The 14731-nt window shown below is 70.6% G+C and carries 17 protein-coding genes; 15 read left to right on the top strand and 2 right to left on the bottom strand.

What is annotated here, in order from left to right:
• Positions 1-11: 11 nt before the first annotated feature.
• Genes FSV73_RS03100 through FSV73_RS03080 form a run of 5 tightly spaced genes read left to right on the top strand, consistent with a single transcriptional unit; the run spans position 12 to position 5847 of the window.
• Positions 12-977 carry a sugar ABC transporter substrate-binding protein gene (locus tag FSV73_RS03100; RefSeq protein ID WP_145003662.1) on the top strand — a complete coding sequence of 322 codons (966 nt, stop codon included), beginning with the start codon at positions 12-14 and terminating at the stop codon, positions 975-977.
• Entirely contained in the window at positions 974-2512 is a 1539-nt protein-coding gene (locus tag FSV73_RS03095; protein ID WP_145003660.1) for a sugar ABC transporter ATP-binding protein, read from the top strand. The genes FSV73_RS03100 and FSV73_RS03095 overlap by 4 nt, the downstream gene beginning before the upstream one ends.
• Positions 2496-3485, top strand: coding sequence for an ABC transporter permease (locus tag FSV73_RS03090; RefSeq protein WP_145003657.1), 990 nt, complete (start codon positions 2496-2498; stop codon positions 3483-3485). Before FSV73_RS03095 ends, FSV73_RS03090 begins: the two co-directional genes overlap by 17 nt.
• Complete coding sequence (locus tag FSV73_RS03085; protein ID WP_145003654.1) at positions 3482-4435, top strand: ABC transporter permease; 954 nt, start codon at positions 3482-3484, stop codon at positions 4433-4435. Before FSV73_RS03090 ends, FSV73_RS03085 begins: the two co-directional genes overlap by 4 nt.
• An 8-nt stretch (positions 4436-4443) precedes the next feature.
• A complete protein-coding gene (locus FSV73_RS03080; protein ID WP_145003651.1) occupies positions 4444-5847 on the top strand; it encodes an LLM class flavin-dependent oxidoreductase in 1404 nt (467 codons plus the stop codon).
• Positions 5848-5908: 61 nt separating this feature from the next.
• On the opposite strand, the gene FSV73_RS03075 is transcribed toward FSV73_RS03080, so the two are convergent.
• Entirely contained in the window at positions 5909-6619 is a 711-nt protein-coding gene (locus tag FSV73_RS03075; protein ID WP_145003648.1) for an SOS response-associated peptidase family protein, read from the bottom strand.
• A 400-nt stretch (positions 6620-7019) separates the two neighbouring features.
• On the opposite strand from FSV73_RS03075, the gene FSV73_RS25510 reads away from it, so the two are divergent.
• The 7 genes from FSV73_RS25510 to FSV73_RS03045 all read left to right on the top strand — a co-directional run bounded on the left by FSV73_RS25510 (position 7020) and on the right by FSV73_RS03045 (position 12651).
• Positions 7020-7181 (top strand): hypothetical protein, encoded by a 162-nt coding sequence (locus tag FSV73_RS25510; RefSeq protein WP_181902077.1) that lies wholly within the window; start codon positions 7020-7022, stop codon positions 7179-7181.
• 128 nt (positions 7182-7309) lie between these two features.
• Positions 7310-8221, top strand: coding sequence for a SctD/MshK family protein (locus tag FSV73_RS03070; protein ID WP_145003645.1), 912 nt, complete (start codon positions 7310-7312; stop codon positions 8219-8221).
• A complete protein-coding gene (locus tag FSV73_RS03065; protein ID WP_145003642.1) occupies positions 8218-8547 on the top strand; it encodes a hypothetical protein in 330 nt (109 codons plus the stop codon). The genes FSV73_RS03070 and FSV73_RS03065 overlap by 4 nt, the downstream gene beginning before the upstream one ends.
• On the top strand, positions 8540-8881 hold the full coding sequence (locus FSV73_RS03060; protein WP_145003639.1) for a tetratricopeptide repeat protein: 342 nt from the start codon (positions 8540-8542) through the stop codon (positions 8879-8881). The genes FSV73_RS03065 and FSV73_RS03060 overlap by 8 nt, the downstream gene beginning before the upstream one ends.
• Positions 8874-10970: a type III secretion system export apparatus subunit SctV gene (gene sctV / locus FSV73_RS03055; RefSeq protein WP_145003636.1), complete on the top strand. Its 2097-nt coding sequence runs from the start codon at positions 8874-8876 to the stop codon at positions 10968-10970. Before FSV73_RS03060 ends, sctV begins: the two co-directional genes overlap by 8 nt.
• Positions 10967-12268: a type II and III secretion system protein family protein gene (locus FSV73_RS03050; RefSeq protein ID WP_145003634.1), complete on the top strand. Its 1302-nt coding sequence runs from the start codon at positions 10967-10969 to the stop codon at positions 12266-12268. The genes sctV and FSV73_RS03050 overlap by 4 nt, the downstream gene beginning before the upstream one ends.
• A complete protein-coding gene (locus FSV73_RS03045; RefSeq protein ID WP_145003631.1) occupies positions 12265-12651 on the top strand; it encodes a hypothetical protein in 387 nt (128 codons plus the stop codon). Before FSV73_RS03050 ends, FSV73_RS03045 begins: the two co-directional genes overlap by 4 nt.
• An 8-nt stretch (positions 12652-12659) precedes the next feature.
• Here the strand turns inward: FSV73_RS03045 and FSV73_RS03040 are convergent, their stop codons facing one another.
• Positions 12660-13430, bottom strand: coding sequence for a tetratricopeptide repeat protein (locus FSV73_RS03040; protein WP_145003628.1), 771 nt, complete (start codon positions 13428-13430; stop codon positions 12660-12662).
• Positions 13431-13514: 84 nt separating this feature from the next.
• On the opposite strand from FSV73_RS03040, the gene FSV73_RS03035 reads away from it, so the two are divergent.
• Genes FSV73_RS03035 through FSV73_RS03025 form a run of 3 tightly spaced genes read left to right on the top strand, consistent with a single transcriptional unit; the run spans position 13515 to position 14731 of the window.
• Positions 13515-14105 carry a hypothetical protein gene (locus FSV73_RS03035; RefSeq protein WP_145003625.1) on the top strand — a complete coding sequence of 197 codons (591 nt, stop codon included), beginning with the start codon at positions 13515-13517 and terminating at the stop codon, positions 14103-14105.
• A 14-nt stretch (positions 14106-14119) separates the two neighbouring features.
• On the top strand, positions 14120-14332 hold the full coding sequence (locus tag FSV73_RS03030) for a hypothetical protein (protein ID WP_145003622.1): 213 nt from the start codon (positions 14120-14122) through the stop codon (positions 14330-14332).
• Between the two features lie 9 nt (positions 14333-14341).
• Complete coding sequence (locus tag FSV73_RS03025; RefSeq protein WP_260856013.1) at positions 14342-14731, top strand: hypothetical protein; 390 nt, start codon at positions 14342-14344, stop codon at positions 14729-14731.

Genomic DNA, 14731 nt, shown 5'->3' with positions numbered 1-14731 from the left:
AAAGGACTTACATGGCTCTTCGCAGACTGCTTCGCTCCCTGCTGCTGTTGCCGCTGCTGGTGACCACCGCCTTCGCCTCCGCGGACGAGATTCCCTCGCTGGCCGGCAAGCGCATCGCCATCAGCATGACCGGCACCAGCCACTACTTCGACCTCAAGGCGTTCCAGGCGCAGGTGGAAGAGGTCAAGCGGCTGGGTGGCACCCCCATCACCCTGGACGCCGGGCGCAACGACAAGAATCTGGTGACCCAGTTGCAGACGCTGGTGACCCAGAAGCCCGACGCGGTGATCCAGACCCTCGGCACGCTGAGCGTGATAGATCCCTGGCTGAAGCGCATCCAGGCGGCCGGCATCCCGCTGTTCACCATCGATGCGCCGTCCCAATACAGCCTCAACAACACCACCTCGGACAACGCCGCGGCCGGCCGTGAACTCGCCGAGCAGCTGGCCAAGGACACCGGTGGCAAGGGTGACATCCTGGTGTTCAACGGCTTCCAAGGCGTGCCCGTATGCGCCATCCGCTACGCCGAGCTGCGCAAGGTGCTCGAGGCCCATCCGGGGCTGAAGATCATCCAGCCCGAGCTGCGCGACGTGATCCCCAACACCGTGCAGGACGCCCGCGGCCAGATCGCGGCGCTGCTCAACAAGTATCCCAAGGGCAGCATCGCCGCCATCTGGTCGGCCTGGGACATTCCCCAGCTCGGCGCCAGCCAGGCGCTGATCGAGGCCGGGCGGACCGAGATCAAGACCTATGGCGTCGACGGCACCCCCGAGGTGCTGGAGCTGCTCAAGCGTGACGACAGCCCGGTGGGCGCGGTGGTCGCCCAGCAACCGGCGCTGATGGGGCGCACGGCGGTGCAGAATGTCGCCCGCTACCTGGCCGGCGCCCGCGACCTGCCCAAGGAAACCCATGTACCGACCCTGCTCACCACCCAGTCGAACCTGGACCAGGTCGCGGCGCTGCGGGGTGATCAATGAGCACGGCGGTGCTCGAATTGCGCGGCGTCGCCAAGCGCTACGGGGCGACCCAGGCGCTGGCGGGCGTCGACCTGACCCTTCGGGCCGGCGAGATCCACGGCCTGATCGGCGAGAACGGCGCCGGCAAGTCCACCCTGATCAAGGTGCTCGGCGGACTGGTGACGCCTGATACCGGCGAGCTGCGCCTGGATGGCCAGTCGCTGCTCGGCGCGGGACCGCGCGAATTGGCCCGGCGCGGGATATCCATCATCCACCAAGAGCGGCTGTTGCCGCCCAATTTCACCCTGGCCGAGGCCTTGTTCTTCGGCCAGGAGCGGCGCCTAGGCCCGCTGCTGGATCGTCGCGGCCAGGAGCGGGCGGCGGAGCGGCTACTGGCCGAGCGCTTCGGCCTGGACTGCCGCGCGCGGACCCGGGTGGCGGAGCTGAGCAGCGCCGAACAACAGCTGCTGCAGATCAGCCGGGCGCTGCTGGGCACGCCCAAGGTGCTGGTGCTCGACGAACCCACGGTCGCCCTGGCCCACGGCGAGGTGGAGCGCCTGCTCAAGCTGCTGCGCGAGTTGCGCGATCAAGGCCTGGCCTTGCTCTATGTCTCCCACTACCTGCAGGAGGTCGAACGCCTCTGTGACCGGGCCACGGTGCTGCGGGGCGGCCAGAAGGTGGCGGAAGTCGAACCCCGGGTCACGCCCGCGGCGGCCATGGCGCGGCTGATGATCAACCGCGAACTCGGCGAGGCCTATTCCAAGGCGCAGGCACAGCCTGGCGAGGTGCTGCTGGAGACGCGCCGGCTCGGTCGACCGGGAGCGTTCGCCGCGGTCGACCTGCAGGTGCGCCGCGGCGAGGTGGTCGGCGTCGCCGGCCTGGTCGGCTCGGGCGCCAAGGAGTTGTTGAAGACGCTGTTCGGCCTGCTGCCAGTGGCCGAGGGCGAGTTGCTGCTGGAGGGACGGCTGCACCGGTTCGCCCACCCCCGCGCCGCGGTGCGGGCGGGACTGGCGCTGTTGCCGGAGAATCGCCGGCAGCAGGGCGTGGCCCTGGATCTCACCGTGACCGAGAATCTCACCCTGGCCGCCCTGGAGCGTTTCAGCTGGTTCGGTCTCCGTCGGCCAGGCGCCGAGCGCCAGACGGCACTACGGCTGCGCGAGGCGCTGGACATCCGTACCCCGGACCTGGAGACGCCGGTGCGCCACCTCAGTGGCGGCAACCAGCAGAAGGTCGCCCTGGGCAAATGGTTGGCCCGCGACGCCAGGCTCTACCTGCTGGACGAACCCAGCGTGGGCATCGACCTCGCCGCGCGGGCCGAACTCTATCGCCAGGTCGCCCGGCTGGTGGAGCAGGGCGCCGGGGTGTTGATCCTCTCGGTGGACTTGCCCGAATTGCTCAACCTCTGCGACCGCATCCATGTGATGCATCGCGGACGATTGCTGCCGGCGCGTCCGGCCAGGGAGCTGAGCGCCGAAGAATTGCTGGCCACCGCCACCGGCGCGGTGGCACCGGTGGCGGACGCGACGGGGAGGGCGGATCTTGGCCTCGCCTCCTGAATCTCTTGCGGCGCCGGCCCTGGCCTGGCGGCTGGACGTCTGGCGCCACGGGGCGTTGCTGGCCTTCGTGCTGATCGCCGCCCTGTTCGCCTGGCGGGCGCCGGGGTTCCTGGGCGCCGGCAATCTCGCCAATATCCTGGCCCAGGCCGCCATCCCCGGCATCCTGGCGCTGGGCCTCACCCTGGTGATCGTCGGTGGGGGTGGCAACGTCCTGGCCGGCGGCCTGGATCTGTCGCTGGCGGCCAATCTCGGCCTCTGCGCGGCGGTCCAGGCGAGCCTGGTCAACGCGGGATACGGCGCGCCGCTGGCCATCGGCCTGACCCTGGCCTGCGGCCTGGTGGTGGGGGCGGTCAACGGCCTGGCGGTGACCCTGCTGGGCCTGCCGCCGCTGCTGACGACCCTGGCCAGCCTCAATGTGGTGGCCGGCCTGGAACTGGTCCTGAGCGAAAACACCGTGCTGCCCGCGAGTGCGCCCTGGCTGGATCTGCTTGGGATGGGCAGCCTGCTGGGCATCCCGGCCGCGGGTTGGGTGCTGCTGGCGACCGCCCTGGTACTGGCGGTCCTGTTGCAACGTACCCGCTATGGTCTGCGGTTGGCGGCGGTGGGCGATCATCCCGAAGCGGCGCGGGCCGCCGGCCTGCCGGTCCGGACGCTGGTGTTTTCCAGCTATCTGCTGGCGGGCGGTTGCGCGGGCCTGGCCGCGCTGCTTTCGGTGGCCTGGTTCAGTGGCAGTACCCCCGGATCGGGTGAGTTGCTGCTGCCGGTGGTGGCCATCGCCTTTCTCGGGACGGTGTTCTCCTGGCGCTCCCTGCCGAGCGTCGGCGGCACCCTGCTGGCGGCGTTGCTGGTGGGCATGCTCGGCAATGGCTTCCAGTTGCTCGGGGTGAGCAGCTTCCTGGTCAATGGCGTGCAGGGCACGCTGATCCTGCTGGTGGTAGCGGCGGCCAGTCTGCGCAAGGAGGGTAGTCTATGAACGCGACCCTATCCCTTGGCCGTCCCAGCCTGCGCCTGGCGCTGCCGCTGCTGTTCCTCACGCTGGTGGTGGTCTTCGCCCTGGCGGCGCCCGGCTTTCTCAGCCAGGGCAATCTGCTCAGCCTGCTGCTCAACAATGGCCTGGTGCCGGCGCTGATGGCCCTGGGACTGACCTACGCCATCGCCGCGGGTGGCATCGACCTCTCGGTGGGTATCGCCCTGGACCTGGCGGCCTTTGGCTGCATCGCCCTGCTCAATGCCGGTTGGCCGCTGGCCGTGGCGCTCGCTGGTGGACTGGGGCTCGGGCTGCTGGTCGGCGTGGCCAATGCCCTGCTGGTGGCCGGTGTGGGGCTGTCGCCCTTCCTCGCCAGCCTGGGGCTGCTGTTCATCGGCACCAGCCTGCAACAGCTGCTGTCGGAGGGCGGGCTGCCGCTGTATCTCAAGCCCGAATTCAGGCCGGCCGCGAGCAGCTGGCTCGAGGTCCCGGCGGCGGTCTGGACGGTGTTGCTGTTGGCCCTGGTCTACGGCCTGGTGCTGGCCCGCGGGCGCCTGGGCCGCGCCGTGCTGGCGCTGGGCAGCCAGCCGCTGGTGGCGCGTTATTCGGGGCTGGCGCTACGGCGCCTGGCGCTCTGGACCTGCCTGGCCACCGCCCTGGCGGCCGCGGTGGCGGGAATGCTGCTGGCGCTGCGTATCGACGCCTATGTGCCGCTCTCGGGCAACGCCTATCTCATCAATGGCATCGGCGCCGTGTTCATCGGTGCCAGCCTGAATCGCCATGGCCGGCCCAATGTGCCTGGCACCCTGCTGGGCGTGCTGCTGCTGGCGGTGGCCGCCAACGGCCTGCTGCTGGTGGGCTGGAATTTCTATTGGCAACAGGTGGCCACCGGCCTGCTGATCCTCCTGGTGCTGACCCTCAATCAACTCGCCCGGCGCCACGACGCCTCCCACTAGGAGCCCCCATGTCCAGTGAAATCCGCCTCAACGCCTTCGACATGAATTGCGTGGCCCATCAATCGCCCGGCCTGTGGCGCCACCCGCGCGACCGCTCTTGGGAATACAAGGATCTCGAGTACTGGACCGACCTTGCGCAATTGCTCGAACGCGGCCTGTTCGACGGCCTGTTCATCGCCGACGTCCTCGGCCTCTACGACGTCTACGGCGGCGGCCCCGAGGCTACCCTGCGCGAGGCCACCCAGGTGCCGGTCAACGACCCTCTGGCGCTGATCACGCCCATGGCGGCGGTGACCCGCCATCTGGGCTTCGGCCTGACCGCCTCCCTGAGTTTCGAGCATCCCTATCCCTTCGCCCGCCGGCTGTCCACCCTGGATCACCTGACCAAGGGGCGCATCGGCTGGAACATCGTCACCTCCTACCTGGAAAGCGGTGCGCGCAACCTTGGCCAGTCCGCCCAGGCCGACCACGACGCCCGCTACGACTACGCCGAGGAATACCTGCAGGTGATCTACAAGCTGCTGGAGGGCAGCTGGGAAGAGGGCGCGGTGGTGCGCGACCGCGTCTCCGGGCGCTTCACCGATCCGGCCAAGGTGCATCCCATCGGTCATCACGGCCGGCATTTCCAGGTACCGGGCTCCCACCTTTGCGAACCCTCGCCGCAACGCACCCCGGTGCTCTACCAGGCCGGCGCCAGCAGTCGTGGCCGCCAGTTCGCCGCCGAGCACGCCGAATGCGTCTTCGTCGCCGCGCCATCGAAGACGGTGCTCAAGAAGACCGTGGCCGACATCCGCCGGCGGGCCGCCGAGGCCGGGCGCGATCCGCGCCAGGTACTGATCTTCAACCTGCAGACGGTGATCGTTGGCGAAACCGATGCCCAGGCGCGGGCCAAGTGGCAGGAGTACAAAGGCTACGTGAGCTACGAGGGTGCGCTCACCCTGATCTCCGGCTGGACCGGTATCGACTTCGCCGCCTACCGTCCGGACCAGGTGCTCAAGCACCTGCACACCAACGCCATCCAGTCGGCGGTGGAAGCCTTCTCCACCGCCGACCCCAGCAAGCAGTGGACGGTGCAGGAGCTGGCCGACTGGGTCGGCATCGGTGGCTTCGGGCCATTGCTGGTGGGCAGCGCCGCGACGGTGGCGGACGAGTTGCAGAGCTGGGTCGAGGAAACCGACGTGGACGGCTTCAACCTGGCCTACGCCGTGACCCACGAGACCTTCGCCGACGTGGTCGAGCTGCTGGTCCCCGAGCTGCAACGGCGCGGCGTCTACAAGCGCGCTTACCAGGAAGGAACCCTGCGCGAGAAGCTTGGTGGTTCCGGCCCACGCCTGCCGGCGGCGCATCCTGCGGCGGGCTACCGCGATCTGGCGCGGCACCGGGAGGTGAGTGCGGCGCGGGTTCTCGCCTGACCAGCGCCGGCCTCGTTCCGGCGGTCGAGCGCAGGGTTCGGCAGCCGGTCAGGCCGCGCCGTCAGACCAGCGGGTCGTCGACGCGCGTCAGCAGCGCCGGCCCCTCGTTCTTCACGCTGCCCACCGCCTGGCCCACGGGATACCAGTCGAAGGCCGCCACCGGCATACCTTCGACCTGGCCGATCTCGCTGGCGCGCGCGTCGTCCAGGGCGGGATCCAGCCATTCGCGGGCGATGGGCGGCGGCAGGACCAGGGGGCGGCGGTCGTGGATGTCGACCATGCCGGCATCGGCGGCGGCGGTGACGATGACGAAGCCGTCTTCCTCCTGGGGCGCCTGGTCTGCCGGCCGGAAGTGGCCGATGGCGGCGAAGAACAGCGGCTCGCCGGATCTCGTGGTGATGAAGTAGGGCTGCTTGCGCTTTGGATCCGCCGGATCCTTCTTCCACTCGTACCAGCCATCGGCGACCACCAGGGCGCGGCCGTTGCGCCAGAGGCCGCGAAACATCCGGCTGGTGGCCGCGGTCTCGACCCGCGCATTGATCACGGGAGGCCGCTTGGCTTGGCGCGCCCAGGCGGGCTGATACCCCCAGCGCACCGGGTCCAGGTGCAAGCCGTCCGCCTGCAGGTGGAGCAACGGCACCCGGGTGCCGGGCGCCACGTTGTAGCGGCCCAGGGCGCGCGGCTCAAGGCCGGTACGAACGTCCGAGACGCCGGCGCCGAGGGCGCCCAGGTAGTCGAGGGCATAACGGTATTGGGCGAAGCGACCGCACATGGCTGGCTCCCGAGGGCGAGGCGTGGGGGCGGACGCCCCCGGTCGCTGCTCGGCGGCGCGGCCGGGCGCCCGGTCCAGACATGGGACCTCATATCCCCGCGGAAGTAGCGACGGTGCCCGTCAGTACCCGGCGCCCAGGCAGGGCGGGCGCGTCCGCTGCAGCGGGGCGCGACGCTCCCCGGCACCTGGCCGCCGGTGTTTGGCCACCGCGGACGCCGACTGCATCACACCTGGCCAGGGCTTCATGCCACTTCACAACTTTTAACACCCGCACGGCGGAGGCCTGCCTAGCATGGATTGCGCCGATGCCCATCCCGACCTCGCTCGGACCAGGCAGTCGTTCGGTTACGCAAGCGACGCCCTACGTCGCCCAACCTGACCTCGTTTCTGGAGCTAAACCATGAGCAATACGCCCCCGGTAAGCAGTGGCGGTACCGACGCCGCTATCGACAAGATGTCCGCGGTGTTCGACATGGCCATCGAGAAATCCGCCAAGATCACCGAACTCACTACCGCCAAGAAGGCTGAGCTCGACGCGACCAAGCAGCGGCCGCAGAACTAGCCGTCTGCGCGGGTGGCGCTGCGCGCCGCTCGCGCCTCCAATTCCCGGCGTTCGCGCGACTGCCGTCCGCGAGCGCCTGATCTTCGGATTGCCTGGCCAGCCGCCGGTGTAGTGGGAGTCCTCCGATCATGACCGCCGCCGCCATCGAATTGCCCACCACGCTCGTCGATGCCCTCCAGCTCGTGGTGCTGGAAGGGCGGCATCGGGGTGTCCAGTTGCCGCTGTCCCGTGCCCGCTACCGGGTCGGCACGGAGCCAGGCGCCGACGTCGTCCTGCTCGACGAAGGGGTGGTCGAAGGCCATCTGGAGCTGGACCTCACCGCTCGCGAGGTCGAGATACGGGCCCGGCGCGGCGCCGTGCAACTGCTGCAGGGCGGTGCCGGTCTCACGCTCCAGGCGGGGCAGGGCTGCCGCCTGGCACTGCCGGTGGAATTGACCCTTGGCACCGCCCGCCTGGTGCTCAGGGGCCCGGTCGCGCCGGCTGGCGCGTCCGTCAGCCGGCCCTGGCAGTGGGGCGTCGCCGCAGTACTGATGGGCGTCTGCCTGACCACCTACGCCATGTGGCCGACGGTGAACGCGCCTACGACCCAGGCGGCGCCCCCCGCTGCGCTACCGGCCCTGGCCACGCCGACGCCGGACCCGCAGGCGCTCATGCAGCCCCTGCTGGACGCCAGCCAGCTCGGCACGATTCGCCTGGGATGGCAGGACGATCGCCTGATCGCCAGCGGGGTCATCACGCCCGCCCAGCGGGCGGCCTGGATCGCGGTCCAGCGGCGCTTCGACGAGGTGAGCGGAGGCCGCTTCCCCTGGCACGACGCCGTGCGCGTGGAGGCCCTGTCGGCGCCGCCCGCCTTGGCGGTGCGGGCGGTCTGGTTCGGTCCGGCGCCCTATGTCGTCGTCGATCAGGGCAAGCGCCTCGTCGAGGGCGCGGCCCTCGGCGATGGCTGGACCCTGGCGCGAATCGCCGACCGGCAACTGGTGCTGGCGCAGGGTGAGCGCCGGGTGCTGCTGGATGTCCCGCGCCTGGAGGCGCGTCGATGAGAGTCGGCAACGAGCCGCTGTCCAGGCTCGTCGAGCCACGCGCCGCTGCCCACCACCCCCTGGCGACGCCGGCTGCCCAAGCGGCACGCCCCCAACCGATCCCACCGCCAGCCGCCAGCCTCGACCGCCCGGGCGGCCCCTCACCGCAGGCCAGTGTGTTCGCCGAGGCGCCACGGCTGCTGCGGGATCTGCTGGAGCGACGCCTGCCCGCCCTCGGCCTCGATCCCGCCACCCTGGAGCAGGCGCGACAGCTGCTGCAGGACGAGCTGCGGACCCTGGAGTGGCTGGCCGACCAACGTCACCCCCTGGAGAGCGAACATGAATGACGATGCCCTGACGACGTGTTTGCTCCAGCGGCTGGCGGAACTCTACCGCGAGGCGGGCGATGCCGAGCGTTCGCTGGCCTTGCTGCTACTCGCCGACCGGCTCGCCCCGGCGCAGACCGAGCTGCGCATTGCGCTGGCCGCGGCCTTTCTCGCCAGCGGCCAGGCAACGCGCGCCCTGGCGGCGCTGGACCCGCTAGTGGGCCAGGCGGCCGATCGGCCCGCGGTGCTTCGTCTCTCCAGCCAGGCGCTCTGGGCGCTCGGTCGGCGTGACGAAGCCCGCCAAAGCCTGCAGCCCTGGCTCACCCGGATTCGCCAGGAGGCCACCCATGCTTGAGCGGCTGAGCGGGTTCGCCCAGGTCGCCGCGCGGCGCACCGACATCATCATTGCCCTGTTCATGATCATGGCGGTGGTCATGCTGGTGGTACCCCTGCCCACGGCGCTGGTAGACGTGCTGATCGCCATCAACATCGCCTTCAGCCTGCTGATCCTGGTAGTGGCCTTCTACCTCACCAATCCGGTGGAGCTCTCGGCGCTGCCGCCGCTGATCCTGCTCAGTACGCTGTTCCGCCTGGCCCTGGCCATCAGCACCACGCGCCTGATCCTGGTGCAGGGCAACGCCGGCCATATCGTCAAGGCCTTCGGTGAATTCGTCATCGCCGGGGAAGTGGTGATCGGCCTGGTCATCTTCCTGATCATCACCACGGCCCAGTTCGTGGTGATCACCAAGGGCTCCGAGCGGGTCGCCGAGGTGGCGGCGCGCTTCTCCCTGGATGCGATGCCGGGCAAGCAGATGAGCATCGACAACGACCTGCGCAGCGGCGACATCGATGCCCAGGAGGCGCGCCGCCGGCGGGCCGACCTGCAACGTGAGAGCCAGCTGTTCGGCGCCATGGACGGGGCGATGAAGTTCGTCAAGGGCGATGCCATCGCCGGCCTGGTCATCCTCGCCGTCAACCTGCTGGGCGGCCTGCTGATCGGGATGCTGGAGCGGGGCCTGAGCCTCGCGGAAGCGGCCCACCTGTATACCCTGCTCAGTGTCGGCGACGGCCTGATCGCCCAGCTTCCAGCCTTGTTGATCTCGGTGGCGGCCGGGGTCGTGGTGACCCGGGTACGCAACGAGGCGGCCACCACCAGCCTGGGTGGCGAGATCTTCCAGCAGCTGGGTGCCAGTCGCTCCGCGCTCCTGTTCACGGCAGCGGTCACGCTCGCGCTGGCGGCGGTACCCGGCTTCCCCAGCCTGGTGTTCCTGGTGCTGGCGGCGATCCTGGGCGCCTGCGGCTATGCCGCGGGTCGCCGCGCGCGTGCCGCCACGCCGGGCGTGCCCGCCGCGGCCGTGGAAGTCGAGGATCCTGCCCCGGTCGACGTGGAGGAGCCGGCGGCGGTGGAGGACCTGCAAGGGCGGCTACGGCTGCGCCTCGCCGGCGGTCTCGACGCGGCCGTGGATCGCGCGGCGCTCCGGCAGCGCCTGGAGGCGGCGCGCTTGAGTGTCCAGGAGCAACTGGGCCTGGCCTTGCCGCGCTGCGGTCTGGTCCGGGACCCGGCGACGGCCGATGCCTATGGCTTCGAGCTGGACGAGGTACCGCTGGACGGCCGCGCCTGGCCGAGCGGCGCGCTATTGGTGCGGGGCGACGCGGAGCGCCTGGCACTGTGCGAGATTCCCGCCGAGGCGGCGGGGGAGGCCGGAACCTTCTGGGTCGCTGCCGAGCACGGCCCCCTGCTGGACGCGGCCGAGCTGGCCCACTGGTCCCTGCCGGACTGGCTCGCCGAGGGCTTGCGCCGACTCTATCAGGAGCAGGCCGCCGAGTTCCTCGGGCTGCAGGAGACCCAGGCGCTGGTGGCGGCCATGGAGCAGGACTATGGCGAATTGGTGCGCGAGGCGCTGCGCTGCGTACCCTTGCCGCGCCTGGCCGAAACGCTGCGGCTGCTGGTCGCCGAGGGCGTCTCGCTGCGCAATCTGCGTGGCGTGCTGGAAGGGGTGGTGAAGAGCGGTGCCGGTACCGAGACGCCCTTGCTGGTGGAGCGACTCCGGCGGACCCAGGCCCGCCAGATCAGCCATCGGCATGCCGATCCCGAGCGGCTGATCAGTGCCCTGGTCCTGGCGCCGGCGCTGGAAGAGCGGCTCCTGGCGGCGGTTCGCCGGGGCCCGGGCGAGCAGGTCCCCAGCGAACTGGCGGACGTGCTGGTGGAGGCGCTGGCGGCCTGTTGTCGCGAGGCGAACCGGCCGCCCCTGCTGGTGGTGCATCCCGGCTTGCGCCCGGCCGTGCGGCGGCTGGCCCGCCAGCGACTGCGTGGCTTGCGCGCGGTGCTGTCGTTCGCCGAGATCGCCGACGACTACCGCCTGCATGCCGCGCGCGTGGTGGCCGGTGGCGAGTTGCAGGAGCCGCGCCGGGCGCGCGCCCTGGCGGGAGCGAGCCCCCTATGAAGCGGATGACGATGGCACTCTGGCTGGGTCTGGCGCTGCTGGGTCTGACCCTGGCGTATCACGCTGGCGCCGAGGCCGCCGGCCTGCCGCGCCAACTTGAGCTGGATGCGGGCCAGGGTCGCCTGTTGCATTTCAAGGCCCCGGTGGATACGGTCCTGGTGGCCGACCCCGAGATCGCCGACCTGCAGGTGGTCTCGGCCGGGGTCATCTATGTGTTTGGCAAGCGTCCCGGTGATACCACCCTGGCCGCGGTCAACGCGGCGGGCGACACCCTGGCCGACATCGCACTGGCGGTGTCCGCCAATGCCACCGGGGTAGGCCAGGCGCTGCGCCAGGCTCACCCCGGCAGCGGCGTGCAGGTCCGGGGTGCGGGCAATCGCCTGGCGGCGCGGGGACGCACCGCGGACGTCGGTGAAGCCCTGGAACTCGATGCCCTGCTCGACGAGCGCGATCAGGCCTGGAAGGGCAGCGTCAACACGGCGCGCTACGCGGGCTCGCCCCAGGTCAACATCCGCGTGCGCTTCGCCGAGGTGTCGCGCAGTGAACTGCTGCGCTACGGCGTGAGCTGGAATGCGCTGTTCAACAACGGCACCTTTTCCTTCGGCTTCCTGACCGGGGGCGCGTTGCCCGCCCAGGCGGCCAGTGGCGCCTCCAACCTGATCAGCGCCGGCCTGGCCTCGGGTAACGTCAATATCGATTCGCTGCTCGAAGCCCTGCAGAGCAAGGGCGTGCTGGACATCCTGGCCGAGCCGAACATCACCGCCGTCAGCGGCGAGACCGCCAGTTTCCTCGCCGGTGGCGAGGTCCCGGTCCCGGTACCGGTGAACCGCGACCTGGTGGGTATCGAATACAAGTCCTATGGGGTGTCGCTGCTGTTCAAGCCGACGCTGCTACCGGATGACCGCATCGCCCTGCAGGTGCGGCCCGAGGTGAGCGACCTGTTGAGCGAGACGGCGGTCAGCGTGGGCGGTATCAGTGTGCCGTCGTTCCGCGTCCGCCGCGCGGATACCCGGGTCGAGGTGGGCAGTGGCCAGACCTTCGCCATCGCCGGGCTGTTCCAGCGCAACAACACCCAGGATCTGGAGAAGGTGCCGGGGCTGGGCGACCTCCCGGTATTGGGCAACCTCTTTCGCTCCAAGCGCTTCCAGCGCAACGAGACCGAGCTGGTGATCCTGATCACCCCCTACCTGGTCGAGCCGGTGCGCAATCCCGAGCAGCTGCGCACGCCGCTGGATCCGCCGCAGCGCCTGTCCAGCGGCCAGGCCGCCGGGCAACCCTTCGGGTTCTACGTCCGATGAGCCGGCGTCTGGCTAGCCTTATCCTGCCGCTGGGACTGGCGCTGGTGGCCGGCTGTGCCACGTCGCTGGAGACGCCACCGCTGCCCCACGGCTACCGCCCGGTGGTCACCGCCAACGGTGAGACCCTGCTGCTGCCGCGACGCTGCGCGGCCTGGGATACCAGCGAGCCGCCCGCGGCCTTGCCGCCGGGCTGCGCCTCGGCGCTGAACCTGCTGGAGATGGTGGAGCGCCAGGACGATCTGCGGGTCGGTCGCGCCACCGGTCCGGCCTTCGCCGCGCCGGTGGGGCGTGCCGCCCATCGGTACCTGCAGGGCGACGAATTGCAGCAGCGGCAGCGCGAGCGTGACCAGGATGCCCAGGCCACGACCCGGGGGCAGCCATGAGTCGCAACTCAGGGTTCCAGCAGGCCCAGCGCCGTGATCCGCGCCTGGGGATTGGGCAGCCCCGCGATGCGCTGGGCCTGGTGCAGCAGCTGCGTTCGCTGCGCGGCATCCCGGGCGCCCAGGGGGACCTGCTCGGCGCGGGCCTCCTGGCCGGCCAGGACCAGCACCATCAGGGCATTGCGCTGCTGCCGGGGCAGGGCGTCGGCCTGTTGCCCGAGATCGCCGAGGGTCTGCAGCGCCTTGCCGGGGTCCTCGGCGACAGCGTAGGCCAGGGCCAGGTTGCCGCGGATATCGGCATTGTCGGGTTCGCGGGCGAGGGCCTTGCCCAGGGCGGCCTGGCCTCCCGTGGCGTCGCCGGCGAACAGCCGGGCGAGGCCCAGCCGGCTCCAGCTGCTGCCGTCGTCCAAGGCCTGCGCCGCCTGCTCCAGCAGGGGCACGGCCAGTGCCGCCTGGCCCTCGCGCAGATACAGGGTGCCCTGGCCGAGCTGGCTGCGCGCATCGTCCGGCGCCAGGCTCAGGGCCTGGCGATAGGCCGCCGCGGCGCCCGAAAGGTCATCGCTGGCCAGGCGGATGTCGCCGAGGCGGCGCCAGAGATCGGCATTCGCCCCGGGCAGCTGACTGGCCCGCTGGTAGAGCGCCGCCGCCGTGGCGTTGTCGCCGCGCTGGGCGACGTCATCGGCCAGCTGGGTAAGACGAGTCTGTTCGTCATCCCGCGGGGTATGGCTGCAAGCCGCGAGCAGCAAGGGCAGAGCGAGAGCGAAAGCGCGACGACTGGGCACCGGACAGCCTCTTGGCGGTGGACGAGGAGCGCCAGTGTAGCTGCAGCGCGTCCGTCGTGGGACAGGCGCGGGCGTCGAATCACGGTGCCAGGGGCCTGGCTGTCAGCCTGCCTCGTCCTGCTCCTGGCCTTGCCGGCCCAGGCGCGGGTCGAGCCGGCCTGGTGGCCGCAACCCTATCCCTACGTGGTGGTGGACCAGCCGCTGCAGGAGGTGCTGGAGGCCTTCGGCCGCAACCTCGGGCTACCGCTGGACGTGGATGCGACCATCGAGGGCCAGGCCCCGGCGCGGCTGGAGGCGGCGACCGCCGGCGAATTCCTCGACGCCCTGGCCCGGAGCGCGCGGCTCGCCTGGTTCTACGACGGCAACACGCTGCACGTGACGCCGGCCGCGCGTAACCAGCAACAGCGTATCGCCACCGGCGGCCTGGCGGTGGCGCAGGTGCAGGAGCGCCTGGATGCCTATGGCGTTTCCGGTAATCCCCTGGCCGTGCGGGCCTTGCCCGGAGCCGGCGGCATCCTCGCTTCCGGCTCGCCGGCCTTCGTCGAATGGCTCCGGCAGCGGCTGGAGATCCCGCCCGTCATCGCCACCCGGGAGCCGTCCCGGGGTGGCGTGCGGGTATTCCGTGGCGCGGCGCGGGAAGAAACCGTCCCGGTCCGCGCCGCTTCGTCCCCCTGAACCAGGAGTTCCCCATGTCCGTGACCCCCGTAGGTGCCAGCGACGTTCCGGTCGACACCACCCAGCGTTTCGAGGCCGCCGTCGACTCGGCCAAGAGCCAGACCTCCGACGCCCAGTTGCAGGATGAGCTGATCAGCAACGCCGTGAGCATCGGCGGGCAGTTCATCATCATGCCCAGGGCGCAGGAGATCTTCCAGGAAGCCATGTCCTCGGACGATGAAGAGTAGGAGGTCAGCATGAGCCTGCCCGCGGTGGCCGCCCCGGCGGTCGCTCCGGCGCCCGCGATGGCGCCGGAAACCCTGCACGCCCAGAACCTGTTCGAGCAGCTGGCGCAACGGGCGGCGGCCGCACCCGCGCCCGATGCCCAGCTCGGCGAGCGTCTGCTGCAGCGCCTGGATGGCTTTCTCGACCGCTCCCATGCCTTCGCCAGCCAGGCCCATGCCGGCGAGCAGGCGCCGGCGGCGGTCGCGCCCCAGGCGTCACCCCGGCAACAGCCGGCGGCTGACGTCGGCCAGCTGGTGGGCAACCTCAGCCGCCTGTTCGACTACGCCATCGAGACCCAGATGGTGGTCCGCGGCGCGACCCAGGTGTCGGGTTCGGCCAACACCCTGATGCGAGGGCAATGA

The organism is Pseudomonas oryzihabitans, assembly GCF_007665395.1.
Classification (GTDB): Bacteria; Pseudomonadota; Gammaproteobacteria; order Pseudomonadales; family Pseudomonadaceae; genus Chryseomonas; species Chryseomonas psychrotolerans_C.
Note: the sequence above shows the minus strand (reverse complement) of the source record. Positions and strands in the feature narration are given on the sequence as shown.